This is a genomic window from Actinospica acidithermotolerans (assembly GCF_018139625.1).
Lineage (GTDB): Bacteria > Actinomycetota > Actinomycetes > Streptomycetales > Catenulisporaceae > Actinospica > Actinospica acidithermotolerans.
This window is the reverse complement of sequence record NZ_JAGSOH010000005.1, coordinates 66373-90997: the sequence shown is the minus strand read 5'-3', so window position 1 is coordinate 90997 and position 24625 is coordinate 66373. Positions and strand designations below refer to the sequence as shown.

Genomic DNA, 24625 nt, shown 5'->3' with positions numbered 1-24625 from the left:
CCTCGTGACCAGGCCGGAGAGCGAGAGCGCCACCGAGAATTCACCGACGGCTCCGCCGGCGGACGCGCGCGGGTTGACCGACGTGGTGGCCCGGCTGCGGCGGGTGCTGCGGGCGAGCATCCGGGCCGACTACCCCTGGGAGTCGCTGCCGATGGCCCAGGTGGAGCTGCTCCAGTCGCTGGCCGAGTCGGCCCCGGCGCGCGTCGGCGACCTGGCCGCGCGGCTGCGGCTGGCGCCGTCCACGGTGAGCGGGCTGATCTCGCAGATGATCACGGCCGGGCTGGTGGAGCGCGGCACGGATCCGCACGACCGGCGGGTGGCCGTGGTCGCGCTGAGCGAGGCGGGAGCGCTCCAGCTCGGCGAATGGAACGCCGCGCACCAGCGGCGGATCGCCGGCGCCCTCGCCGACCTGGAGCCGGCCGACCGCGCCGCGATCGGCGGCGCGCTGCCCGCGCTGTCCCGACTGGTGGAACGGCTGGCCGCCCAGCGAGACGGGGCCGAGGCCTGAGCGACGGGGTGGGGGCCTGAGTGGGTGGTGGGGCGCTGGCCTGAGCGGCGGGGCAGAGGCGCAGGCAAATGAACGACCGGGCCGAGGCCTGAGCGCCGCCGCTGCCCACCGCGTCCGGCTTGTCTAGATGGCGGCCCAGCCGTCGTCGACCGGCAGGATGACGCCGTTGACGTTGCTCGCGGCGTCGGAGGCCAGGTAGACGATCGCGGCGGCCTGCTCGTCGGGCGTGGCCATCCGGCCGAGGTTGCCCATGTACTTCATGACGACCTTCGGACCGTGTGCCTCCGGGTCGAGGCCCGTCATGCTGGTGTGGATGTTCGTCGCGGTGCCGCCGGGGGCGATCGCGTTGGTCCGGATGCCCTGCTCGCGGTACATCGTGGAGAGCGACCGGGTCAGGCCGAGCACGCCGTGCTTGGAGACCGTGTAGGCGGTGCCCGCCGCGCTGCCCCGGAACGAGGCCTCGGAGGCGGTGTTCACGATCGCGCCCCGGCCCGCGGCGAGCATGTGCGGCAGGACGGCCCGGGTGAGCTGGAACGGTGCGGTGAGGTTGATCCGGATCACCCGCTCCCACTCGGCGTCGGAGACGTCCGCGGTCGCCGTCATGCTGTCCATGATCCCGGCGTTGTTGACCAGCACGTCGATGCCTCCGAAGGTCTCGACGGCGCCGGCGACCAGCTGCTCGATCACGCTTGCGTCGCTGAGGTCGCCGGTGACGGCGAACGCGGTGCCGCCCGCCGCGTCGATCAGCTTCACGGTCTCCTCGGCCGCCTCCGCGTTCAGATCCGCCACGACCACCTTCGCGCCCTCGGCGGCGAATCGAAGTGCCGCCGCCCGTCCGATGCCGGAGGCCGCTCCGGTGACGATGACGCTCTTCCCACTCAGCCCGGTGCTGCTCACGGGGTTCTCCTTCGTTCCACGGGGCGGGTTGCGCCCCGACCCTATGACTTATTGTCGCTCAATGACAAGATGGCACAGTGCGCCACAGACATAGGCTGGGTGGCCACAGTGTCGGCGGGAAGGGCGGGTGCCGGATGACCGGGCGGACGGGGCGGCCGCCGCTGAGCGAGCGGCGGCGGGCCACGACGCGGATGGAGATAGCCGAGGAGGCGGTGCGGCTGTTCGCGGCCAAGGGGGTCGCCGCCGCGTCGGCCGACGAGATCGCCGCCGCGGCGGGCGTCTCCACCCGCACGCTGTGGCGCTACTTCCGCAGCAAGGAGGACTGCGTCCGTCCGCTGCTGACCGCGGGCCTGGACGCGATGGCCGACCGGGTGCGCGCGTGGGACGGCACCGGTTCGCTGCTCGCCGCCGTCCGTCGCTCCGGGGAGCTGTCGATCGACCCGCGGCACGTGACGGCGCTGCGCGAACTCGTCGTCCTGACGCGGACCGAGCCGGGATTGCGCGCAGTCTGGCTGGAGACGCACTACGAGGCGGAGGTGCTGTTCTGCCGGCTCGTAGCCGAAAGCACCGGGCGCTGCGCCGACGAACTGCCGCTGCGCCTGCATGTCGGGATGTTCAATCTCGCCATGCGGATCGCGGTCGAGGACTGGGCCCGGCGCGGCGCCGAGAGCCCGGCCGCCGACCTTGAGGCGCTCACCGGCGCGGTGATCCGCACCGTCGCCACGGCGGCCCGCGCGCTCGAAGACTGACACGAGTCCGCGGACGGGCCCACCCACCGGGGCCGATCCGCGCTAAGGTGCGGGCATGTCGGACCCGCACGGCCCGGAACTCGGCCGACCCCGCTATCGGCCGCAGGCCGGCTCCGGCCCCCTGCTGCCCGGTCAGCGGCAGCCCTCGGGCGGCGGGCAGGGCGGTCCGGAGCGGACGGCCAACGTGGCAATCGTCGCGATCCTGATCGCCTCGATCGGGTGGATTCTGCCGATCCTCGGCGGGGTCGCCGCGATCCGGCGCGGGAACGCCGCGGTGCGCGCCATCGAGGGCTCCGGCGGCGCACTGGACGGGCTCGGGCTCGCGCTGTGGGCCAGGCGGCTCGGCTGGATCTACGTCGTGGCCTGGTCCGCGGTGCTGTTCGCCTACCTCGGCGGCCCGGCGATCCAACTGTTCTACGACCTGGTGCGTCATCTGATGTGAGGGCCCGAGCTTCCGATGCGGAAGAATAGACCGGAATCGACGGGACCAGGGCTACAGACACGAGGCGGATGATGACCACTTCCGGGCAGGCCGGGGCGCTGATCGCCGGACGGTACCGGCTGGAGCGGCCGACCGGCGGGGGCACCTGGCCGGAGGAGATCTGGCAGGGCTTCGACGAGACGCTCAAGCGGCCCGTGATGATGCGGCTGCTGCCGCTCGAGGGCCAGGTGGAGCCGGACCTCGACGTGCAGGTGCAGTCCGTGGTCGCGCAGGTGGCCAGGCTCGGCCACCCGAACATCGCGCAGGTCTACGACGTGGGCCACGAGGGCGGCCTGCGCTACGTCGTGTCCGAGTGGACCGGGGGCCGCACGCTCGGCCAGATCATGTCGACCGGCCGGCAGCCCTGGCAGCGGGTGGTCGACTGGGGCCAGCAGATCGCCGAGGCGCTGGGGGCGCTGCACGGCATCGGCCTGGTGGACGGCGTGCTCGGCCCGGAGACGGTGTCCGTGATGGACGACCGCCGGGTCAAGCTCACCGACGTCGGCCTCGGCGTGCCGCAGGGCGGCGGCCCGGACGACGCCGAGGCGACCCGGCTGATCGGTCCCGGCATTGACGAGCAGGCGACGCAGATGATGCCGCCGCAGGGCGACGCCGACGCCACCCGCGTGGTGCCGGGCGGCTCCGGCGCCGGACCGGCGGGTGCCTCGAACGACGTCTACGCGCTCGGCGCGATCCTGTGGACGGCCATGACGGGCCGGCCGCCGGAGGTCGGACCCGACGACTACGAGGGCCCCGACCTGGAGCCGCTGCGTGAGACCGGCGCCCCGGCGGAGCTGGCTGTGCTGCTGCAGTCCATGCTCGCGGCCTCCGCCCGGCTGCGTCCCACCGCGACGATCACGGCGCACCGCTTCGGCGCGCTGGCCATCGAGGCGCGGGAGACGCGTCCCGACACGCTGCCGACCGCCGTGGTCGGCGCGACGACGCAGGGCCTCGGCGGGCAGCCGACCCAGGCCGTCGGCCCGCTGCGCCCCGACCGCGACGAGGATGACGATTACCGGCCGGGCGGGGCGGCCTCCGGCTCTGGCAAGAGGGTCGGCATCGCGGTCGGCGTGATCCTGCTGCTGGTGCTCGCGGGGGTGGCCCTGGCGCTGGTCCTCGGGAACAAGAACAGCAACGCCAACACCCCGGCGGACACGACCTCGGTCACCGCGCCGACGAACAGCCCCGGCGTGATCAGCCTGTCTGCGAACCCGAGCACGACCACCGCGGCCCCGACCACCTCGAGCGCCGCGCCGACCACCTCGAGCGCCGCCCCGACGACCTCGAGCGCCGCGCCGACGACGACGAGCGCGTCCCCGTCGAGCAGCCCGACGGATACGGCGACGAGCAGCTCTACGGCGACGTCGACCGCTACGAGCACGAGCGGCAACGGTGGCGGTCCGTCGTCCTCGGCGAGCGCCAGTTCGAGCGCCACTCCCTAGCCGTCGAATTCCCGGCGCGAGCAGGGCGGGCAGCGTGAGACAATGGTTCCGGCGGGGATCCGCCGGCACCGGCTCACCGGAAGATCGGCCGTTTTGACCGGAAGCCGGGTGCGTCGGTAGGCTCTCGTCTGATGCTGGGGTTACCCCGGCTTTGCCCGTGTGCGCGCGTTCCCCCGGGGGCTGCCCTCCAGGGTGCTGCGATCGCGGCAGTCCTAGCAGTGGACCGCACGGGGCTTGGTCGACTCCCTGACCGGCCGTCGCCTTCGGGCACAGTTGGAGCGGGCGCGACACACCCGACCTCGTGGGCGGGAGCAAGCACTGCGAAGCCGGACAAACCCCCCGCATCGAAAAAAGGCGGTCCTCGGGCCGCGACATTCGCCAGAGAACGCCTGGCGACCTGCAACTGTGCATGATCGACAGCGTGCAGGTCGACCGAAGGCATGGCATGGCATGAACCGAAAGACGGAGACGTAGTGCCTACGATCCAGCAGTTGGTCCGCAAGGGCCGGCAGGACAAGGTCTCGAAGACCAAGACTCCTGCGCTCAAGGGGAGCCCGCAGCGGCGCGGCGTGTGCACCCGCGTGTACACCACCACCCCGAAGAAGCCGAACTCGGCCCTGCGCAAGGTCGCCCGTGTGCGCCTTTCCAGCGGCATCGAGGTCACGGCCTACATCCCCGGCGTCGGCCACAACCTGCAGGAGCACTCGATCGTGCTCGTCCGCGGTGGCCGAGTGAAGGACCTTCCCGGTGTCCGCTACAAGATCATTCGCGGGTCTCTGGACACCCAGGGCGTCAAGAACCGGAAGCAGGCTCGCAGCCGCTACGGCGCCAAGAAGGAGAAGAAGTAATGCCTCGTAAGGGTCCTGCCCCGAAGCACCCGGTCGTCGTCGACCCGGTTTACAACTCTCCGCTGGTCACCGCGCTGGTGAACAAGGTCCTGCTGGACGGCAAGCGCTCGACCGCCGAGCGCATCGTCTACGGAGCCCTCGAGGGCTGCCGCGAGAAGTCCGGCACCGACCCGGTCATCACGCTCAAGCGCGCCCTGGAGAACGTCAAGCCGTCCATCGAGGTCAAGTCCCGCCGCGTCGGCGGCGCGACCTACCAGGTGCCGGTCGACGTCAAGCCGGGCCGGTCGAACACCCTCGCGCTGCGCTGGCTGGTCAGCTACTCCCGCGCCCGTCGCGAGAAGACCATGACCGAGCGACTGATGAACGAGCTGTTGGACGCCAGCAACGGACTGGGCGCCTCCGTCAAGCGACGCGAGGACACCCACAAGATGGCCGACGCCAACCGCGCGTTCGCTCACTACCGCTGGTAGTACGAGGTTCGTGACCGCCGCCGGTCCAGGCCGGCGGCGGGCGCCGAACCCCACGGAATCTTTTTCGACTCGCGAAAGTAGACGAGCCACCATGGCCACGAACGCCGCCGTAGACCTTGCCAAGGTCCGCAACATCGGCATCATGGCGCACATCGACGCCGGTAAGACCACGACGACCGAGCGCATCCTGTACTACACGGGCATGAGCTACAAGATCGGCGAGGTCCACGACGGCGCTGCCACCACCGACTGGATGGAGCAGGAGCAGGAGCGCGGCATCACGATCACCTCCGCCGCGGTGACCTGCCACTGGAAGACGGACGACGTCGACCACACCATCAACATCATCGACACCCCCGGACACGTGGACTTCACGGTCGAGGTCGAGCGCTCGCTGCGCGTCCTCGACGGCGCGGTCACCGTGTTCGACGGCGTCGCCGGCGTCGAGCCGCAGTCGGAAACCGTGTGGCGGCAGGCCGACCGGTACGGTGTGCCCCGAATCTGTTTCGTCAACAAGCTCGACCGCACCGGCGCGGAGTTCCACCGCTGCGTCGACATGATCGTCAGCCGGCTCAACGCCATCCCCCTGGTGATGCAGCTGCCGATCGGCGCGGAGGCCGACTTCAAGGGCGTCATCGACCTCGTGAAGATGAAGGCCCTCATCTGGAACATCGAGGCCAAGCTGGGCGAGATGTACGACGAGGTCGACATCCCCGCCACGCACACCGAGGCCGCCGACGAGTGGCGCAACAAGCTCGTCGAGACCATCGCCGAGAACGACGACGAGCTCATGGAGCTGTTCCTGGAGGGCGTCGAGCCCACCACCGAGCAGCTGTACGCGGCCATCCGCCGCGCCACGCTCGCCTCGAAGCTCACCCCGGTCTTCTGCGGCACCGCGTTCAAGAACAAGGGCGTGCAGCCCCTGCTCGACGCGGTCGTGCGCTACCTCCCCTCGCCGCTGGACGTCCCCTCGATCGACGGCCACGCCGTCGGCAACGAGGAGGAGATCCTGCACCGCAAGCCCTCCGACGAGGAGCCGCTCGCCGCGCTGGCGTTCAAGATCATGAGCGACCCGCACCTCGGCAAGCTGACCTTCGTCCGGGTGTACTCGGGCCGCCTCGAGGCCGGCTCGTCGGTGCTCAACTCGGTCAAGGGCCGCAAGGAGCGCATCGGCAAGATCTACCGCATGCACGCGAACAAGCGTGAGGAGATCCCGTCGGTGGGCGCGGGCGACATCGTCGCCGTCATGGGCCTGAAGGACACCACGACCGGCGAGACGCTCTGCGACGCGTCCAACCCGGTGGTCCTGGAGTCCATGACCTTCCCGGCGCCGGTCATCCACGTGGCGATCGAGCCGAAGACCAAGAGCGACCAGGAGAAGCTGGGCACCGCGATCCAGCGGCTCGCCGAGGAGGACCCGTCCTTCTCCGTGCGGACCGACGAGGAGACCGGCCAGACGATCATCGGCGGCATGGGCGAGCTCCACCTGGAGATCCTGGTGGACCGCATGCGCCGCGAGTTCAAGGTCGAGGCGAACGTCGGCAAGCCGCAGGTGGCCTACCGCGAGACGATCCGCCGCACGGTGGACAAGACCGAGTACACGCACAAGAAGCAGACCGGTGGCTCCGGCCAGTACGCGCGTGTGATCATCAAGCTCGAGCCCCTGGAGGGCGACGGCGAGGGCGACAACGGCTACGAGTTCGTCAACGCCGTCACCGGCGGCCGCGTCCCGCGGGAGTACATCCCGTCCGTGGACGCCGGCGCGCAGGAGGCGATGGAGTTCGGCATCCTGGCGGGCTACCCGCTCACGGGTGTGAAGGTGACCCTCCTCGACGGTCAGTACCACGAGGTGGACTCCTCCGAGCTCGCGTTCAAGATCGCCGGTTCGATGGCTTTCAAGGAGGCTGCCCGCCAGGCCAGCCCCGCGATCCTCGAGCCGATGATGTCGGTCGAGGTCACGACCCCCGAGGACTACCTCGGCGACGTGATCGGCGACCTGAACTCCCGCCGTGGCCAGATCCAGGCCATGGAGGAGCGGTTCGGTTCCCGGGTCGTCAAGGCCCTGGTTCCGCTGTCCGAGATGTTCGGCTACGTCGGCGACCTGCGGTCGAAGACCTCCGGCCGGGCCTCGTACAGCATGCAGTTCGACTCCTACGCCGAGGTTCCGCGGAACGTGGCCGAGGAGATCATCAAGAAGGCGCGCGGCGAGTAGCCCAAGCCGACCCACCTGAAACATCCACTGCCGCCGGGGCAATCCAGCCTACCGGCACCGCACCAGTCCACAGGAGGACAACGTGGCGAAGGCGAAGTTCGAGCGGACCAAGCCGCACGTCAACATCGGCACCATCGGTCACATCGACCACGGTAAGACCACTCTCACCGCGGCGATCTCGAAGGTGCTGCACGACAAGTACCCGGACCTCAACCCGTTCACGCCGTTCGACCAGATCGACAAGGCGCCGGAAGAGCGTCAGCGCGGTATCACGATCTCGATCGCGCACATCGAGTACCAGACCGACAAGCGCCACTACGCCCACGTGGACTGCCCCGGTCACGCGGACTACATCAAGAACATGATCACCGGTGCCGCCCAGATGGACGGCGCGATCCTGGTCGTGGCCGCCACCGACGGCCCGATGCCGCAGACGAAGGAGCACGTGCTGCTCGCCCGTCAGGTCGGCGTGCCCTACATCGTCGTGGCCCTGAACAAGTCCGACATGGTGGACGACGAGGAGATCCTGGAGCTCGTCGAGCTCGAGGTCCGCGAGCTGCTGTCCGAGTACGAGTTCCCGGGCGACGACGTGCCGGTCGTGCGCGTCTCGGCGCTCAAGGCGCTCGAGGGCGACCAGGAGTGGGGCGAGAAGCTCCTCGGCCTGCTGGACGCGGTCGACGAGTTCATCCCGCAGCCGGAGCGCGAGACCGACAAGCCGTTCCTGATGCCGATCGAGGACGTCTTCACGATCACCGGTCGTGGCACCGTCGTCACCGGTCGTATCGAGCGCGGCGTGGTCAAGGTCAACGAGACGGTCGACATCGTCGGCATCCGTCCGACCAAGCAGACCACCACGGTCACCGGCGTCGAGATGTTCCGCAAGCTGCTCGACGAGGGCCAGGCCGGTGAGAACGTCGGCCTGCTGCTCCGCGGCACCAAGCGCGACGACGTCGAGCGCGGCCAGGTCGTCGTCAAGCCGGGCTCGATCACCCCGCACACCGACTTCGTCGGCCAGGCGTACATCCTGTCCAAGGACGAGGGCGGCCGGCACACGCCGTTCTTCAACAACTACCGTCCGCAGTTCTACTTCCGGACGACCGACGTGACCGGCGTCGTGACCCTCCCCGAGGGCACCGAGATGGTCATGCCGGGCGACAACACCGAGATGTCGGTCAAGCTGATCCAGCCGATCGCCATGGAGGAGGGCCTGCGCTTCGCCATCCGCGAGGGCGGCCGCACCGTCGGCGCCGGCCGGGTCACCAAGATCACGGCCTAGTCTCGGCTCGTCACTGACCGCGGGGCTTCGCGCCCCGCGGTGAGTCGAAGGACGTAGAGCCCCCCGCATCCTTTCCGGGATTGCGGGGGGCTCTTCCTTTTTCAGGCGAGGATGTGCGGCCTCACTGCAGCTCGCTGACCTGCTTCGCCGTGAGGGCCGAGTCGAAGATCTGCAGGTCGCTCAGGTTGCCGGTCAGGCCGTCGTAGGTGGTGCCGTTCTGGTAGATGTTCGCGCCGAGGGCGATCTGGGCGTTCGCGTTCCAGGCGACGACGCCGGGGGTCTGGGCGGCGAGGGTGCCGTTGATGTAGAGGCTCATGGTCTTGGCGGTGGCGTCGTACACGCCGACGAGGTGGGTCCAGGCGCCGGTCTTCGGCGCGGTCTTGCTGGCCGCGGCGATCCAGGTCGCCTTGGGGTTGTCCTCGCTGCTGCGGTTGAAGGCCCAGCCGCCCCAGCCGGGGTTGTACTCGAGCTTGAAGGCGTCGATGCTGTTGCCCTGCATGATCAGCACGGTCGAGTACTTCGACTTGTTCAGTGCGTTCAGGTAGACCCAGATCGAGACGCTGAAGCTGGTCGAGGTGTTCACGAAGCCGGTGTTGGGCACGGTGGCCACGGCGTTGCCGGTGGAGAGCTTGAGCACGTGGCCGTGCGAAGTGCTGTTGGTCCAGCGGGCGCCGTGGGCGAGGGTGAGCGAGTTCGCGGTGGACGGCGCCACCGAGCAGTCGCCGGGGGTGCCGTCGAGGGTCCAGCGCGCCGCGGCGGCGATGCCCACGGAGGCCTCGGCCGGGCAGCTCGCCACTCTGACGGCGGTGGGCGACGCGCTGGACGTGCCGGCCGCGATCGGCTTCGGGGCCGGCGAGCCGCCGCCGCCCAGGGTGAGCGCGGCGACCAGTCCGCCGGCGACGAGCACGGCCACGACCGGCAGGCCGATCAGCAGCGGCTTGCGCCAGCGCCGCTGCGGCTTCTTCACCGTGAACATGTCCTCGGTGAACGGCGGCGGGTTCGGCGTGAAGACCGTGTTCTCGGCGTTCGGGTCCGATTCGCCGAGCATCTCCCGGCCGGGGTAGAAGAACCCTGAGGGCGACGGCGCCGGGATCGGGGACTGGCCGGGGGTTCCGTAGCCGCCGGGCAGCGGCGTTCCGGGGCCGGGCTGCGGGCCGAAGCCCGGCGGCTGCTGCGGATACGGGGTCTGCGGTGCTTGCGGATACGGGGTCTGCGGCGCCTGCGGATAAGGAGTCTGCGGTGCTTGCGGCACGCCGTAGGGCGAGGCCTGCACCGGGCTCTGGGGTCCGGGGAGCGGGCTCGGCAGCGGGCTCGGCGCCGCCTGCTGCTGGAGGGGGGCGGGCCACGCCTGCTGCTGCGGGACGGGCAGCGCCGGGGACTGGGCGGCGGGCGCCTGCTGCGGGAAGGTGACCGGTCCGAGGTTGGCGACCAGGGCGTTCATCGCGGCGCTGATGTCCAGCGCGGTGGGCCGGGCCTGCGGGTCCTTGGCCAGCATCGCCTGCAGCAGCGGCAGGATCTGCGGCGGGATCGACTGCGGCCACTGCGGTTCCTGGTACATGTGCTGGTTGAGCACCTGCAGCAGCTGGTCGCCGTGGAACGGCGGCGCGCCGGTGAGCAGCTCGTAGAGGGCGATGCCGAACGCGTACACGTCCAGGGCCGGGCTCGGCTCCGCGCCGCTGATCGCCTCGGGCGAGAGGTACTGCGGGGTGCCGACGACCGACGAGCGGGAGGTGAGCCGGCTGCCCGCGAGCATCCGGGCGATGCCGAAGTCGACGAGCTTGGGCTGCGCCTGCGGTCCGCTGAGGTCGAGCAGGATGTTGGCGGGCTTCAGGTCGCGGTGGATGATCCCGGCCGCGTGGATCGCGGCGAGCGCGTCGGCGACTCCGCGGCCGATCACCGCGGCCTCGGCCAGGCTCAGCACCCCGCGCTCGGCCAGGTGCTTGTGCAGGTCGGGGCCGGCGACCAGGTCCATCACGATGCCCAGCTTGCCGTTCTCGACCACCAGGTCGTGGATCCGCACCAGGTTGGGGTGGCGCACTGAGATCAGGGTATTGCGTTCCTGGATGAACCGGGTGACCATCTCCGGCTCGTCGCTAAGCTCCTCGCTGAGGATCTTGACGGCGACGTCCTGGTTCGTCTCGGTGTTCAGCGCCCGCCACACGGTGCCCATGGCTCCGCGGCCCAGGCGTTCCTTGAGCACATACCGGCTGCCGAGTCGCTGGTCCACGCCACTCATCGGATCCTCGAGCCTTTCGCGTTTGCGGTCGATGCCCGGCAGGCCGCCCTGTCCGGCGGTCGCGCTGCGGCGTCCCCCCCGGCGAATCGGCGATACCCCGGCCCGTGGGGAGTCTACCGAGGCCGCAAGAGCTAGGCCACCGCCCCCCGCCGGTCTCCGCGCGCCCCGCCGCATACGGCGTTCCCGCCGGACCGGGCGAATGCGGGACGAGCCCTGAGATAAGAACATTGGGCTGATTTGCCGGTCTCGGATGCCTTGTAACGAAACGGGATCGAGGGTGGCCCCGTACCCTGGCGGACTGGCAGAATCCTGCACGCGGTGTATGAGGCCCACGCTGGACAATGCTGTCCGCGGGCTGCCCGGGAGGCGTCGCCGCTCGAGCCGTCAGGTGCACATCCACTTCATGTACCGCGACCGTGGGGGACCCGCTGTGAAGACGCTGTCGATCGTCATTCCGGCATTGAACGAGGAAGAGAACATACCGGCCGTATTGACCTCGGTTCCGGTGGATCGGCTGCGGGACGCGGGTTTCGAGACCGAGGTCATCGTCGTCGACAACAACTCCACGGACCGCACCGGGGACGTGGCCCGCGCATGCGGGGCGCGGGTCGTCGTGCAGCCGGAGCGCGGCTACGGCAACGCGTACAAGGCCGGCTTCGACGCCGCATCAGGGTCCTACATCGCCACCGGCGACGCCGACCGGACGTACCCGTTCGACGCGCTGCCCGAGCTGCTCTCGGTGGTCGAGGAGCGGGACGTCGAGTTCCTCACCACCGACCGGCTGCACCCGGCCAACCGCGAGGCGATGAAGGACTCTCATTTCCTCGGCAACCACGTGCTCAGCCTGGTGAGCCGGCTGCTGTTCCGGCACGACTTCCGCGACTCGCAGTCGGGAATGTGGGTCTTCCGCCGCTACGTCTGGAAGGGCGTCGACGTGCGCTCCCCGGGCATGGCGTTCTCGCAGGAGATCAAGAACGCCGCCGCGCTCGCCGGCTACCGGGTGCTCGAGGTGCCCATCGAGTACCGTATGCGGGGCGGCGAGGTGAAGCTCAACGCGATCATGGACGGCATGTCCAACCTGTACAGCCTCTTCGAGCACCGGCTGCGCCGAGGGCACGCCGCCGACCTGGAGGCACAGGTCGTCATCCCCGCCCTGGCCTCTGACGGAGGTGTGCTCGAACCGGACGGAGAAAAGGCGCAGTGTTCCCTGACCAGCGCGATGCCGAGTTGACCGGGCGGAGCGTCGAACGCGAGCCGGGGAACGGCGTCGAGAGCGCCGTGGAGGATCCGCGCCCGGACGAGGAGCCGTGGCGGCCGGAGAGCGGGGGCGGCGAGCCGGAGGAGCACGCCGCGACACAGCCGGAATCAGAGCCCGAGATCAGGCGGCGCACGCGTCGCCGGGCCGTGCCGCCTCGCGCGTCGGAGTCCGACGCCGATCGCGACGAGACGCCGGGCGAGCGCACGCGTCGCCGGGCTGTGCCGCCTCGCGCGTCGGAGTCCGACGCCGATCGCGACGAGATGCCGGGCGAGCGCACGCGTCGCCGGGCTGTGCCGCGCGAGGGCGTGGAGACGGGGCGCCATGGCCGTGAGGACGCGGGCGAGGATGCCGGCGACGAGTCGGCGGCCGTCTCCGAGTCCGCGGCAAAATCAGAGCCCGATGCCGAGTCGGAGTCGGAGGCGCCTGCCAAGACCGGGTCCGAGGCTGCTGAGTCGCGGCGTGGGCTGGTCGGGCGTCGGCGGGCGGTGTCGATCGGCGCGGTGGCCGGGGTCGTCGTGCTGGTGCTCGTCTGGGTGAGCTCGCTCTCCTCGGTGCAGACGATCCTGCGCCAGTCGTTCAGCCGGCTGCCGACCGCGTACACGGAGATGTACCTCAGCGGCACGCCCACGGTGAGTGGGATCACGCTGAGTGTCCCGGTGACCGTGGTCAACCACGCGACGACGCAGGACTCGTTCACTCTCAAGGTGTGGACGGTGAACGGGGTCGGCAAGACGGACACGACGACCTCGATCAAGGTGACGCCGAAGCACGGCGAGGCCACCGTGGTCGTCAAGGTCGCGGTGCAGATATCCTCCGACGCCCAGGTGCTGTGGATCAACCTGGTCGGCCAGCCGCAGACCCTGCACTACCGGATCGCCGGCGAGGCGATCCCGTCGCCGACCGCCACGGCGAGCGCCACGCCGACCACCACCGCGAAGCACTAGCGAGGCGGCGCGCCGCGGACCGCCAGGCCAGGAACGGATCAACGAGATGTCACGGGTGAAGTCGAGGTCGAACCCGCGGTCGCGCACGGCCCGTTCGGTCGAGCGGGGCGAGGCGGACAGGGCGGCCGTTCCGGCGGAGACGGCCGCGTCGGCCGGTTCAGCCGAGGCGGACCGGGCGGCCGAGTCGGTCGTCCCGGCCGCTTCTGCCGGGACGCGGCAGATCCGGGCTCGGCAGGTCGTCCTGCTCCTCACGGCGCTCGCCTGCGTGATCGAGGTCTTCGGGCCGCCCGGGAACGCGCTCGCCGACCTCCCCGGGCTGTGGCTCGTCTTCGGGGCGCCGACAGCCGTCTGGTACGGCGTCTCCAGCCGGACCACGTCCACCTTCGACGGAGCGCTGCTGGTCGCGGTTGGCTTCGGGCTGGTGACGGATATGGTCGCGCTGCTCGGACTGAACGAGCTGTTGCCGCGGATCGCGCACGACACGCGGCCGCTGTCGACGATCCCGATCGCCGCCACGCTCGCGGGCACGGCGATCCTGCTCGGCGCAGTCCTGCCCGAGCCGGTGCCGGGGCTGTTCGCCGAGTGGCGTCCGCGCCGGAGCGGGGTGCTGTGGATCGGCGCCGCCGGGCTGTGCTGCCTGGCGCTGTCGGTGGCCGGACCGGTCCGGATCAACAACGGGTTCGGCGACGGCGTCAGCGTGGCCGCGATGATCTGCGTGACGGCGCTGCTGATCGGGCTGGTCGCGGTGGACCGGCTTTCCGTCGCGGCGACGGAGCTGGGCATCTACTGCGGCGCCCTCGGGCTGCTGCTGCTCACCTCGCTGCGCGGCTGGCTGATCACCGGGCACGACATCCAGAAGGAGTACTACTACTACCAACTCGCGTTCGGGTGGGAACGCTGGGAGGTTCACACCTTCTCGAACGCCTTCAACGCCTGCCTGAGCATCACGATCCTGCCGGTGGCGATCGCCAAGCTCACCACGATCTCCGGGATCTACGTGTTCAAGGCCGTGATCCCGGCCGTCTTCGCGCTCGCGCCGGTGATGATCTTCCGTGCTGTGCGCAACGTGGCGCCGCGGCGGATCGCCGTGCTGTCCGCGGTGTTCTTCGTGATGTTCCCGACGTACTTCACCGACATGCCGTACATGGGACGGCAGGAGATCGCGTTCGTCCTGCTCGGCTGCGGGATGCTGGTGGTGACGGACACCGCGCCGCGGTTGCGCAACCGGCGCATCGCGTTCCTGGCGCTGATGGTGGGCCTGGCGCTCGCGCACTACTCGACGACGTACGTCGTGATCATGGTGCTGGGACTCGGGATCGTCATCGACCTGTTCTGGCGGCTGGGCAGTTGGCGTCGCGCGGTGCGGTTGAAGAAGTCCGCGGCGGGGGCCCGGTCGCGGTCGGTGCGGCGCCACGGCAACGAGCACAGTTTCCTGGTCTGGTGGATGCTGCCGATCGTGGCCGGCTTCGCGCTGCTCTGGGCCGGACCGGTGACCGGCACGGCAGGTCAGCTCAAGTCGACGATCTCCATCGCGATGCAGGAGACCTTCGGCGACGACACCGGTCAGGCCGCCTCCTCGGGCACGTCGTTCAGCGTCTTCGGCGGCGCGACGGAGACGGACCAGCAGCGGCTGGCCGACTACCGTGCCGCGACCATCGCGAACTCGGCGGCCGCGCGGGCGAAGGGAGGCCTGCTGCCCACGTCGATGGCGTACACGGCCTCCACGCCGTACGTCGCCGCGGCCGAGGCGCCGTCCACCTCGTTCGGCCGGATGCTCGACTCGCTCGGCCTCGACGTGTCCGGGCTGAACTCGCTGGGGCGCAATCTCGCGGCCTACTTCCTGCAGCTGCTCATCGTGCTCGGCCTGATCGCCTGGTGGCTGCACTATCGCAATGGCCTGAAACCGGTCCGCGACCAGATCTCGCTGACCATCGGGGCCCTGGGCATGCTCGTGCTGCTCACCGTCGTTCCGCAGTTGTCCGTGGACTACAGCGTGCTGCGCGCATTCCAGCAGGGCATCTACTTCTTCGCGCCCTTCATGGCGCTCGGACTGCTGTGGATGTTCAGCTGGCTCAAGCGGTGGACCATACCCGCGGTCTGCGCGGTGACCGCCGCGCTCGTGCTCTTCCTGACCGGCGCGCTGCCCCACTTCACCGGTGAGTACGCGGCGCCGCTCTCGCTCGGTAATTCGGGCCAGTACTACGACATCTACTATCCGACCGTCGCCGAGCAGACCGCCGCGAACTGGCTGGATCGCAAGGTCCGGGCGTCCGGGTCGAAGTCGCCGTCGAACGTCATCCAGACGGATCAGTACACCTTCAACCGGCTGCAGACGGTGTTCACCGGCGGTGTGAAGTCGAACATCTACCCGACGGTTCTCAGCATCAACGCGTTCACTTTCCTGGGCGCGGAGACCTCGGACACGGGCGAGGTGACTGTCTTCTACCGCGGCGACCTGATCACGTATCGCTATCCGATGTCGCTGCTCAACCAGGTGTACAACGAGATCTACGCGAGCGACGGAGTGGAGATCTACCAGTGACCTCGACTCCTGCCATAGCCGACGGCGGTGCACTGCGCGTCCTGCTGGTCTGCCACTACTTCCCGCCGCACGTCGGCGGGATCGAGCGCGTGGTGCGGGACGAGGCGACACGGCTCGTTCAACAGGGTCACGAGGTCGTGGTGCTGACCAGCGGCGAGCGCACTGGCGTGGAAACCGTGGACGGCGTCCGCGTAGTGCGGGTCGCGGCCTGGAACATCGCCGAGCGCAAGGCAGGGGTCCCTTTCCCGCTGTTCTCGCCGAGTCTTGCCTTCCAGGCTCTGCGCTGGGCCGGATGGGCCGATGTCATCCACGTCCACGACTGCTTCTACCTGTCCTCGTGGACCGCGGGCCTCGCCTCCGTGCTGCGGCGCAGGCCGATGGTGCTCACCCAGCACGTCGCGATGGTCGATCACCCTTCGGCCGCGGTGCAGACCGTGCAGAAGCTCGTGTACGGCACGGCGGGACGCATGCTGCTGCGCCGCGCCCGGAACGTGTTCACGCTCAACGGTCACGTGACGGAGTTCGTCACCCTGCTCGGCGCCGCCCCGGAAAAGGTCGAAGTGCTCGCGAACGGGGTGGACGGCGAGTTCTACCGTCCGTCCTCGGGCGCGCAGGAGCGGGCCCTGATCCGGAAGCGCTTCGGCCTGCCCCTCGATCGCGTGCTGGTGCTCTACGTCGGCAGGCTCGTGCCCAAGAAGGGCATCGACCTCGTGCTCGAGGCCGCCGATCCGGCCTACGACGTGGTCGTGGTCGGCACGGGTGACGAGCGCGCCGTCCGGGAGGTGCAGGCGCGGCCTGCCGTCCACCATCTCGGCGGACGCCCGGCGGACGAGGTCGCGCAGCTCTACCGCGCCTGCGACGTCTTCGCGCTTCCCTCGACCGGCGAGGGCTTCCCGCTCGTGATCCAGGAGGCGATGAGCTCTGGGATGCCCGTCGTCACGTCGGACGATCCGGCCTACGCGCCGTACGGTCTCGAGCAGGCCGGTGTCGCGCTGATCCGCCGCGACGCCGAGGCGCTGCGTACCGCGCTGGTGACGATGGCCGCCGACGAGGCCGAGCGTGAGCGGCTGAGCAAGCAGGCCGCTTCGTACGCCGAAGAGCGCTTCTCGTGGGGCAGGCACGTCGAGACGCTGCTGCGCCGATACCGCGCGGTGGCGCGGAGTACCCGATGAGGCTGCCTGCCCATGGGCTCAGCGCGATTGCGAGCGCGTGAATGGCAGCCCGACACGCCCGCTCCGCCGAGAAGGTGACGCAGAACTCGATTTTCCTGATGGGGACGACCGGGCTCACCGCGCTGCTCAGTTTCGCGTTCTGGGCCCTGGTCGCGCGGTTGTTCAGCGCCTCGCGGGTCGGCCTGGCCACGTCGCTGATCTCGGCCATCTCGCTCATCTCGTACATGAGCCTGTGCGGGATGAACAGCACGCTGATCCGCTTCGCGGCCCCGCAGCGCGCACGGAACAGCCAGATCACGCTGGCCTGCGCGGTGGTGGGTTCCGCCGCCTTCGTCATCGCCTCCGGCTACCTGCTGGGCCTGCCGCTCTACGCCGAGAAGCTGATGTTCATCCGGGCCAATCCGTGGCTCGGCGGAATGTTCGTCGGCGTCTGCGTCACCGCGGCGCTCAACGTGATCACCGACACGGTGTTCATCAGTGCCCGCATACCGCAGTACAACCTGCTCGCCGACGGGATCATCCAGGGCGTCGCGAAGCTGGTACTGCCGCTGAGCCTCGTCTCCCTCGGCGCGGTCGGCATCGTCGGGGCGATGGGCGGCGGCTACGTCGTGGCCGTCGTCGCGTCGTTCGTGCTGATGTGGTGGCGCCTGGGGTTCCGGGTGGACCTGAAGACGCGCGGCACCGGGCTGCGCAAGTACGCCAGGTTCTCGCTGGCGAGCTATGTGTCCGCGCTGCTGAACCTGCTGCCGTCGCTGGTGCTCCCGCTCATCGTGCTGCAGAAGCTCGGGCCGACGGACGCGGGCTACTACTACATCGCCTTCCAGATCGCGGGCATGCTCACGGCCGTGTGCGCGGCTGTCGGCGAGGCGATGTTCTCCGAGGCCTCCCACGACCTCTCCCGGACCGGCGAGGTGCTCAAGCGCTCCGCGAAGATCATGGTGATCACCGGGATTCCGGCGGCGGCGATCGTCGCAGGCGGCAGTGGTCCGCTGCTCGCATTGTTCGGCGCGCAGTACGCGGCGAACGCTCGGATGCTGCTGATCGTGCTGGCCGTCGGCGTGATCGCGGTGGTGCTCAACACGTGGGCGAGCAATGCGCTGCGGGTGCACCGCAAGCTGCGTGCCATGGTGATGAGCAACGTCGTGTTCCTCGTCGTGACGGTCGCGATGGCCCTGCTGCTCGCCGCGCGCGGCCTGGTATGGCTGGGCTGGGCCTGGGATGCGGGCAACCTCGCCTCCGGCCTCGCCGCCGCCGTCTGCATCCCCTGGCACCAGCACGCTCCGGCTCCCGCGCCCGCGGTCGAGGCGGAGGAAGGCGAGCCGGAGTGGGAGGAGCCGATCGCCGGCGGCTTCCTCGACGACACCGGCACGATCCCGATGGTCTTCCCGTGGAACCGGCCGGAATGGTCGGCGGCGTCCATGCGGAGCCGGCCGCGCACCGAACTCCCGGACATGCCGAAACGCGCCGACGACGAGGAGGCGCTCAAGTGGTGAGGGCACCGATGCCATCGAGGGCCGCGAAGAAGACCGTCGCGTTCGTCTGCGCGTACTACCCGCCGCACGTCGGCGGGGTCGAGAACTACGTCGCCCGGCTCGCCCGAGCGGTGGCCGAGCAGGACGATCTGGCCGCGGTCGTCATCACCACGCGCGACACCGGACTGCGCAGCACGGTGGACACCGAGGACGGCGTGCTCGTCGTGCGGCTGGGCGCCTGGCTGCGGCTGTCGAACTCGCCGATCAGCCCGCTGTGGCCGGTGCAGGTTCGCCGCTGGCTGCGCAAGACCGGCGCGCAGGTGGTCAACGCGCATGCCCCGGTGCCCGGCCTCGCGGACGTGGGCATCTTCGCGGCCGGGCGCCGCCGTCGCAAGGTTCTGACGTATCACGCGGGGACGATGCACAAGGGCGTGGCGTGCAGCGGCCTGGCGGACCGGCTCATCGCGCGCTACGAGCGGCACGTGCTGCCGAGGCTGTTCGCGGCCGCAGACGTCCCGGTGCCGGTCGGTCCCTCCTCGCTCGCGGCCGACCGCCCCGGAGCGGTGCTGATCACTCCCGGCGTGGACATCGAGCGGTTCGTCCCCGGGCCGCCCGCCTCGGCCCGTGCGCGCGAGGTCGTGTACGTGGGCCGGCTGGAGGCGGCGTCCTCCTGGAAGGGGATCGACGTCCTCATCGAGGCGATGGCGCTGCTGAAGGACGTGCCGGACGCGCGGCTGCGGCTGATCGGCGACGGCGACGCGCTGCCGGGCCATCTGGAGACGGCCAGGCGCCTCGGCGTGGCCGACCGGGTCGAGGCGGTCGGCGTGCTGCGCGGCGCGGAACTCGTGGACGCGATCGGCCGGGCGGCGGTCATGGCGCTGGCCTCGACCACGAACGCCGAGTGCGCGGGCACGGTGCTCATGGAGGGCATGGCCTGCGCGACTCCCGTGGTGGCCACGGACGTCGGCAGCCTCGCGTACGTCGTCGGCGACGACGAGGCGGGTCTGGTCGTCCCGCCGGGCGACGCGGCTGCTCTGGCCGCGGCGATCCGCAGGGTGCTGACCGACGGCGCACTCGCCGACCGGCTGGGCAAGGCCGGACGGTCCCGGGCCGAGACCCGCTTCGCCTGGCCGCTGCTCACCCGGCGGTACATCGAGCTGTTCCGATCGCTGTAGGCGCAAGGAGAGGAGGTCCGCATGCGGGTTCTGCAACTGGTCAACATCGGCTACGAGGCCGGCGGCGCGGAGAAGAGCGTCCGCATCATCCGCGACGGCCTGCGCGCCCGCGGCCACGAGGTGCGCGTCATCGCCTCGACCCGGCTGCTCACCGGCGAGCAGGACGTGTTCGCGGACGACCTCGTGCCGATGGTCTCCGGACGCGGGCCGGCCAAGGCGCTCGGCTACCTCTGGCACCGCGAGGCGTACCGCCGGATCGGCGACGTGGTGCGCGAGTTCCGGCCGGACTGCGTGCACCTGCACACGATCGGCGAATTCAGCCCAGCCGCGCTGGTCGCGACCGGGGGCTACCCGAGGGTGCTGACCGTGCACGGGCCGGAGAGCTGGACCAGCGGACTGCTGCGCTGGAACCTGCCGAGCGCGGCGAGCGGCGGCTCGCTCTCCGCCGCCGACCGCGCACTGCTGCTGTATCTGACGTGCGTCCAGCGGCCCGCGTTCCTGCCGCTGATCCGCCGCGTGGACCGGGTGATCGCGCCGAGCGGGTACTTCGCCGACGCGATCCGCTCCGACGTCGGCCGGGTGCCGACGCACGTGCTGCCGAACGGGATCGAGCAGACCGCGGCCGCCACGCCGGTCCCCGCGACCGCGCACGTCGTCTACGTCGGCCGGCTCGAACGCGTGAAGGGCGTGCACATCCTGCTCGACGCGTACCGGCGGCTCGTCCGGCGGGTGCCCGAGGCCGAGCTCACCATCGTCGGCGACGGGCGGGAACGCACCGCGCTCGAAGCGGCGGCCGCGGATCTGGTCGCGGCCGGGGGAGTGCGCTTCCTCGGCTGGCTGGACCAGGAATCCGTCTCCCGCGAACTGGGCGCCGCGAGCGTCGTCGTGCTCCCCTCGCTCTGGCCGGAGAACTTCCCCACCGTCGCGCTCGAAGCGCTGCAGCACGGCCGGCCCCTGGTCGGATCGCGCGTCGGCGGGATCCCCGAGCTCGTCGGGCCGGACAACGGCGCGCTCGTCGAGCCCGGCGATCCGGCCGCGCTGGCCGACGAACTCGTCCGGCTGCTGGCCGATCCGGAGCTGCTCGCGAAGCTCGGCCGCGCTTCCGCGGCCCGTGCGCAGCGCTACGGCGTCGAGGACTTCCTGGACGCGATCCTCACCCACTACCAGGAGGTCGCAGCATCGTGCGAGTCGTGATCGTCAACGCCTTCGAGCGCGGCAACCGCGGCGACGCCGCGCTGCTGAGTGCGATGATCGAGCAGACGCGGCAGGCGTACCCGGACGCCGAGACCGCGATCTGCGGTTTCGAGGACCCGGCGAAGGCACCGGAGTTCGACGGCGTGCCCAACCTCGGCTCGATTCGGCGCTACGCGGGCGAGGAATCGGTGAATCCGGTCCGGCGGCACAGCCGGAAGCTGGTCGCGATCCTCCTCGTGGCCGCGCTGTCGGCCGGCCTCGGGCGGCTCCTGGTGCGCGCGGCCGGGACGCTGCTGCCGAAGGAGGTGGCCGCCGAGTTCACCGCGATCGCCGAGGCCGACGTGGTCATCTCGCTCGGCGGCGGCTACCTGCGCGGGGGCGCGGACCTGCCCTCGGACGTCAGCGTCGCCTTCCTGCTGCTGCCACTGTGGATCGCCGGGCGCTTCCGGGTGCCGGTGGTGTCGGCGCCGCAGTCGTACGGCCCGTTTCCGACGCGGTTCCAGCGCTTCGCCGTGCGGCGGGTGCTCTCCCGCAACACGGTCGTCTCCGCCCGCGAGGACATCTCCCGGCAGTTGCTCGCCGAGCAGGGGATCCCCGACCGCATCGTTCGCCGGGACGTCGACAGCGCCTTCGCCTTCACCTGCCGCTCGGACCGCGATTGGCGCGCCGAGTTCGGCATTCCCGCCGCGGACAAGGTTCTGCTCGTCACCGCGCGGCAGTACCTGCCGCCGGACGGGCAGGCCGCGTACGAGAAGGCCATGGCGGCGGCGATCGCGCACGCGCTGCGCGAGGACGGCGTCCACGTCGTGCTGGCTCCGCAGGTCACCTGCGCGTACCACGAGGACGACGACCGGATCGTGCAGCGCCGGATTGCCGCGCTGACCCCGCATCCGCGGCTGCGCTCGGTGGAGGACGACACGATCAGCCACCACGACGTGATGGCGCTCTACAGCGCGGCCGATTACATGCTCGGCACGCGCTTCCATTCGGTGATCTTCAGTCTGCTCGCGCACGTGCCCTGCATCGCGGTCAGCTACGAGCGCAAGGGCCGCGGCATCATGCGGGACCTCGACCTCGAGCACTGGGTGATCGACATGGCCGACGCGACCGGCGAGCGGCTGATCGCCCTCTACGACGAGCTGCGCGCGGACGGCGGCTATCCGGCCCTGCTCGCCTCGGTGATCCCGGCCTACCGGGAGCGGGCCGGGGAGTTCGTGGACGTGCTGCGCGCCGTCGGCTCGGGTCAGCGGCCCGAGTTGCAGCCGCAGGCGGCGATCGCCGACTTGAGCGACGCGAACGCGGGCCGATAGGTGCCGTTCGTCCGGCGCAGGCCGAAGAACAGGTGGTTGCCCGGGTCGTCCTGGTCCGAGTACCAGAAGTCCGCGGACACGTAGTCGTTCGCGGCCACGGTGTGCACGAGGTTCGTCGCGTACGCGGCCTGCGCGCTCTCCTGCTGCCCGGTGAGGGTCTGCGCGCCGGTCGGGTCGTAATAGGCGTTGTCGACCTGAGCGCCGGTCTCGTTCAGCCAGATCGTCACGTTGGGCGTGCCGTAGCGCTGCAGCACCGACTCCAGGTTCTCCGTCGAGCTGGAGATCGCCTGGAAGTTCACCGACGCGGACGGCATCGTCGGCAGCGAGTACGGGTGGTAGCCGACCGCGTCGACGTACTTCGTGCCGCCGAGCTCGGCGACCTGGGTGAGGAAGTCGAACGCTGAGATGCGGTGCAGGCTCGCGTTCGTCGGCACCGCGGCGAGGCCCCCGAGCACGACGAAGGCGCTCGATTCGGCCTTGTGCAGCGCCGTCGACGTGGCCGCGAGCAGCTTCTCGTACGCGGCGGGATCCGGGTCCGGCGCCCACGCGTCGATGTTCGGCTCGTTCCAGATCTCCCACGTGTTCATGCCGTAGGACGCGTAGTGCCGGGCGGCGGCCGCCGCGAAGTCGGCGAACTGGCCGTCCTCGGCCGGCGCGCAGGAGAAGTCGGTGCGGCACGCCGACTCCCTGGCCCACTGCGGCACGTCGTCCAGGATCGCGTCGATCTTCAGGCCGCGGGACTGCGCGGCGCTCGCGATCCGGTTGAACTCGGTCCAGTCGTATCCGGATCCGGCCTGCGGCTCGATCGAGCCCCACGGCAGGTCGACGCGGATCCACTTGGTGCCGAGCGAGACCGCGTCGTCCAGGCTGGTGTCGATCGTCGACTGCGGCTTGCCGTAGAGCGTGTCTCCGTAGGCGAGGCCGAAGTTCAGGGAGTGGTTCACGGTCGCGGCCTGGCTGGGCGAAGCCGTGCCGGCGGTCTTCGGATGCGCGGCGGCGGAGGCGGTCGGCTCCTGGTGCACCGCGGCGGCGGTGGAGACGACCACGGCCAGCAGAGAGCCGACGACGATCAGCCAGTGGGATCGCGGGCGAGCGGGCGAAGCCATACGGGGCACCCTATCCGAACCGGGCGCCCCGGTACCGCGCGATCCTGAGGTGTTCGCGTCCGGAGACCGTCACAGGCTCGCGCGATACGCGGCGATCGCCTTCTGCAGCGCGGAGAACGCCGGCTTGGCGGACCCGTGGGCGGTGCGCAGGCCGTAGTACAGGCCGCTGCCCGGCAGATCGGTGTCCGTGTACCAGAACAGGCCTCTGATGTGCGGATCGGCGGTCTCCGCGGCGACCGTCGCCGTGGCGATCTGCGCCTGCCTGGCGTAGGTGACGTGGCTCGCCCCCGTCGAGTCGGTGCTCGCCGCCGAGCCGCTGCCCGAGGTGGGCGCCCCGGTCTCGGTGATCCAGAACGGGGTGCCGCCGTGCCCGTAGGTCTCCAGGATCGACTCCAGGCTCTGCCCGGTGCCGTCGATCAGCTTGAAGGCCGCGGACTGCGCGGGCATGTGGTTCCAGTCGTAGGGGTGCACGCCGATCGCGTCCGCGAAGTCGAGCCCGCCGGCCACGGCGAGCCCGGACAGGAAGCTGTACGCGCCGATCCAGTTCTGGGACGGGTCGGTATCGCTCATCCCGAGGCCGCCGATCATCACGACCGCGTGCTCGTCGGCCTTGTGGATCGCGGTGTACGAGTCGGCGAGCAGCTTCTCGTAGGCGGCCGCGGGATGCGCCGAGGCCGCGAAGCTGCCGAGGTTCTCCTCGTTCCAGATCTCCCAGTCGTGCACGCCGTACGGGGCGTAGCGCGCGGCCGCGTGGGCGGCGAACGCGGCGTAGGCCTTCGGATCGAGCGGCTCGCAGCTCTCCTGCGTGTCGCACTGCGGGGTCCTGGCCCAGGTCGGCGGGTCCACGACCGTCACCAGGAGCTCGAGGCCCCGCGAATCGGCCGCGTCGACCAGCTCGTCGAAACGGCTCCAGTCGTACGCCGACGACGAGGAGGTGTCCTGCACCCCGTCCCAGGGCAGGTCCACGCGGACCCACGAGGCCCCGAGCTTCTTGGCGTCCGCGAAGCCCGCGGCGATCTTCGCGGAGCCGGCGTTGAACAGCGTGTTGCCGTAATCGAGGCCGATCGGGATCCCGGGCGGCTGCGTGGACGCCGCGACGATGTCCGGCTGGGCGCTCCCGGCCCCGCTGTGCGAGGACGACACGGCCGCGACCGTGCAGGCCGCGGCGATCGACAGCGCGAGCGCGATGCCTATCCAGAAGAACCGGGGGCGGTCAGACATGCGGATCAGGTTAGCCGATGACGGCTTGTCAACTGATGGAAGCTCACATCGCGCAGGCCGGGGCGCGAACTCCCGGCCGCCGCACGGTTCGTGTCCGCTCCGGCGCGCCCTG

General features: G+C 70.5%; 20 protein-coding genes. 16 read left to right on the top strand and 4 right to left on the bottom strand.

Annotated features, from left to right (window positions below):
- Positions 1 to 4: 4 nt before the first annotated feature.
- On the top strand, positions 5 to 508 hold the full coding sequence (locus tag KDK95_RS37340; RefSeq protein WP_307844130.1) for a MarR family winged helix-turn-helix transcriptional regulator: 504 nt from the start codon (positions 5 to 7) through the stop codon (positions 506 to 508).
- A 123-nt stretch (positions 509 to 631) separates the two neighbouring features.
- Here KDK95_RS37340 and KDK95_RS03640 read toward each other — a convergent pair whose 3' ends face one another.
- The gene (locus KDK95_RS03640) at positions 632 to 1405 is read right to left on the bottom strand and encodes an SDR family NAD(P)-dependent oxidoreductase (RefSeq protein ID WP_212516542.1); all 774 of its coding nucleotides are present in this window, start codon (positions 1403 to 1405) and stop codon (positions 632 to 634) included.
- Between the two features lie 134 nt (positions 1406 to 1539).
- On the opposite strand from KDK95_RS03640, the gene KDK95_RS03635 reads away from it, so the two are divergent.
- The 7 genes from KDK95_RS03635 (at position 1540) to tuf (ending at position 8883) form a co-directional block, all read left to right on the top strand.
- On the top strand, positions 1540 to 2154 hold the full coding sequence (locus tag KDK95_RS03635; protein WP_212516541.1) for a TetR/AcrR family transcriptional regulator: 615 nt from the start codon (positions 1540 to 1542) through the stop codon (positions 2152 to 2154).
- 55 nt (positions 2155 to 2209) lie between these two features.
- Complete coding sequence (locus KDK95_RS03630) at positions 2210 to 2596, top strand: hypothetical protein (RefSeq protein WP_212516540.1); 387 nt, start codon at positions 2210 to 2212, stop codon at positions 2594 to 2596.
- Positions 2597 to 2664: 68 nt separating this feature from the next.
- On the top strand, positions 2665 to 4077 hold the full coding sequence (locus tag KDK95_RS03625) for a protein kinase family protein (RefSeq protein WP_212516539.1): 1413 nt from the start codon (positions 2665 to 2667) through the stop codon (positions 4075 to 4077).
- Between the two features lie 473 nt (positions 4078 to 4550).
- Positions 4551 to 4925: a 30S ribosomal protein S12 gene (gene rpsL, locus KDK95_RS03620; RefSeq protein ID WP_034266172.1), complete on the top strand. Its 375-nt coding sequence runs from the start codon at positions 4551 to 4553 to the stop codon at positions 4923 to 4925.
- The gene (gene rpsG, locus KDK95_RS03615; protein ID WP_212516538.1) at positions 4925 to 5395 is read left to right on the top strand and encodes a 30S ribosomal protein S7; all 471 of its coding nucleotides are present in this window, start codon (positions 4925 to 4927) and stop codon (positions 5393 to 5395) included. Before rpsL ends, rpsG begins: the two co-directional genes overlap by 1 nt.
- 91 nt (positions 5396 to 5486) lie before the next feature.
- Entirely contained in the window at positions 5487 to 7607 is a 2121-nt protein-coding gene (gene fusA / locus KDK95_RS03610; protein WP_212516537.1) for an elongation factor G, read from the top strand.
- 82 nt (positions 7608 to 7689) lie between these two features.
- Positions 7690 to 8883, top strand: coding sequence for an elongation factor Tu (tuf, locus tag KDK95_RS03605; RefSeq protein WP_212516536.1), 1194 nt, complete (start codon positions 7690 to 7692; stop codon positions 8881 to 8883).
- 121 nt (positions 8884 to 9004) lie between these two features.
- Here tuf and KDK95_RS03600 read toward each other — a convergent pair whose 3' ends face one another.
- Positions 9005 to 11110: a protein kinase domain-containing protein gene (locus tag KDK95_RS03600; protein WP_212516535.1), complete on the bottom strand. Its 2106-nt coding sequence runs from the start codon at positions 11108 to 11110 to the stop codon at positions 9005 to 9007.
- 439 nt (positions 11111 to 11549) lie between these two features.
- Here KDK95_RS03600 and KDK95_RS03595 point away from each other — a divergent pair, with 439 nt between their 5' ends.
- From KDK95_RS03595 to KDK95_RS03560, 8 genes are read left to right on the top strand one after another with little or no spacing between them, the layout of a single operon-like run.
- Positions 11550 to 12350 (top strand): glycosyltransferase family 2 protein, encoded by an 801-nt coding sequence (locus tag KDK95_RS03595; RefSeq protein ID WP_212516534.1) that lies wholly within the window; start codon positions 11550 to 11552, stop codon positions 12348 to 12350.
- Positions 12320 to 13321: a hypothetical protein gene (locus tag KDK95_RS03590; protein WP_212516533.1), complete on the top strand. Its 1002-nt coding sequence runs from the start codon at positions 12320 to 12322 to the stop codon at positions 13319 to 13321. The genes KDK95_RS03595 and KDK95_RS03590 overlap by 31 nt, the downstream gene beginning before the upstream one ends.
- A gap of 55 nt (positions 13322 to 13376) precedes the next feature.
- Positions 13377 to 15863, top strand: a complete 2487-nt coding sequence (locus KDK95_RS37335; protein ID WP_212516532.1) for a DUF2206 domain-containing protein — start codon at positions 13377 to 13379, stop codon at positions 15861 to 15863.
- Positions 15860 to 17035, top strand: coding sequence for a glycosyltransferase family 4 protein (locus KDK95_RS03580; protein ID WP_212516531.1), 1176 nt, complete (start codon positions 15860 to 15862; stop codon positions 17033 to 17035). The genes KDK95_RS37335 and KDK95_RS03580 overlap by 4 nt, the downstream gene beginning before the upstream one ends.
- Positions 17036 to 17076: 41 nt before the next feature.
- On the top strand, positions 17077 to 18528 hold the full coding sequence (locus tag KDK95_RS03575; RefSeq protein ID WP_212516530.1) for a lipopolysaccharide biosynthesis protein: 1452 nt from the start codon (positions 17077 to 17079) through the stop codon (positions 18526 to 18528).
- Between the two features lie 8 nt (positions 18529 to 18536).
- Positions 18537 to 19682 (top strand): glycosyltransferase family 4 protein, encoded by a 1146-nt coding sequence (locus tag KDK95_RS03570; RefSeq protein WP_212516529.1) that lies wholly within the window; start codon positions 18537 to 18539, stop codon positions 19680 to 19682.
- A 21-nt stretch (positions 19683 to 19703) separates the two neighbouring features.
- Positions 19704 to 20876, top strand: coding sequence for a glycosyltransferase family 4 protein (locus tag KDK95_RS03565; RefSeq protein WP_212516528.1), 1173 nt, complete (start codon positions 19704 to 19706; stop codon positions 20874 to 20876).
- Positions 20864 to 22186: a polysaccharide pyruvyl transferase family protein gene (locus KDK95_RS03560; protein ID WP_212516527.1), complete on the top strand. Its 1323-nt coding sequence runs from the start codon at positions 20864 to 20866 to the stop codon at positions 22184 to 22186. The genes KDK95_RS03565 and KDK95_RS03560 overlap by 13 nt, the downstream gene beginning before the upstream one ends.
- On the opposite strand, the gene KDK95_RS03555 is transcribed toward KDK95_RS03560, so the two are convergent.
- Positions 22120 to 23292: a cellulase family glycosylhydrolase gene (locus KDK95_RS03555; RefSeq protein WP_212516526.1), complete on the bottom strand. Its 1173-nt coding sequence runs from the start codon at positions 23290 to 23292 to the stop codon at positions 22120 to 22122. The two genes, KDK95_RS03560 and KDK95_RS03555, sit on opposite strands and share 67 nt — an antisense overlap.
- Positions 23293 to 23361: 69 nt before the next feature.
- Entirely contained in the window at positions 23362 to 24513 is a 1152-nt protein-coding gene (locus tag KDK95_RS03550) for a cellulase family glycosylhydrolase (protein ID WP_212516525.1), read from the bottom strand.
- Positions 24514 to 24625 lie beyond the last annotated feature (112 nt).

Coding starts and splice junctions, on each gene's coding strand:
- KDK95_RS03635 (WP_212516541.1), top strand. CDS start 1,540: ATGACCGGGCGGACGGGGCGGCCGCCGCTGAGCGAGCGGCGGCGGGCC.
- KDK95_RS03630 (WP_212516540.1), top strand. CDS start 2,210: ATGTCGGACCCGCACGGCCCGGAACTCGGCCGACCCCGCTATCGGCCG.
- KDK95_RS03625 (WP_212516539.1), top strand. CDS start 2,665: ATGATGACCACTTCCGGGCAGGCCGGGGCGCTGATCGCCGGACGGTAC.
- rpsG (WP_212516538.1), top strand. CDS start 4,925: ATGCCTCGTAAGGGTCCTGCCCCGAAGCACCCGGTCGTCGTCGACCCG.
- fusA (WP_212516537.1), top strand. CDS start 5,487: ATGGCCACGAACGCCGCCGTAGACCTTGCCAAGGTCCGCAACATCGGC.
- KDK95_RS03575 (WP_212516530.1), top strand. CDS start 17,077: ATGGCAGCCCGACACGCCCGCTCCGCCGAGAAGGTGACGCAGAACTCG.
- KDK95_RS03570 (WP_212516529.1), top strand. CDS start 18,537: ATGCCATCGAGGGCCGCGAAGAAGACCGTCGCGTTCGTCTGCGCGTAC.
- KDK95_RS03565 (WP_212516528.1), top strand. CDS start 19,704: ATGCGGGTTCTGCAACTGGTCAACATCGGCTACGAGGCCGGCGGCGCG.
- KDK95_RS03555 (WP_212516526.1), bottom strand. CDS start 23,292: ATGGCTTCGCCCGCTCGCCCGCGATCCCACTGGCTGATCGTCGTCGGC.
- KDK95_RS03550 (WP_212516525.1), bottom strand. CDS start 24,513: ATGTCTGACCGCCCCCGGTTCTTCTGGATAGGCATCGCGCTCGCGCTG.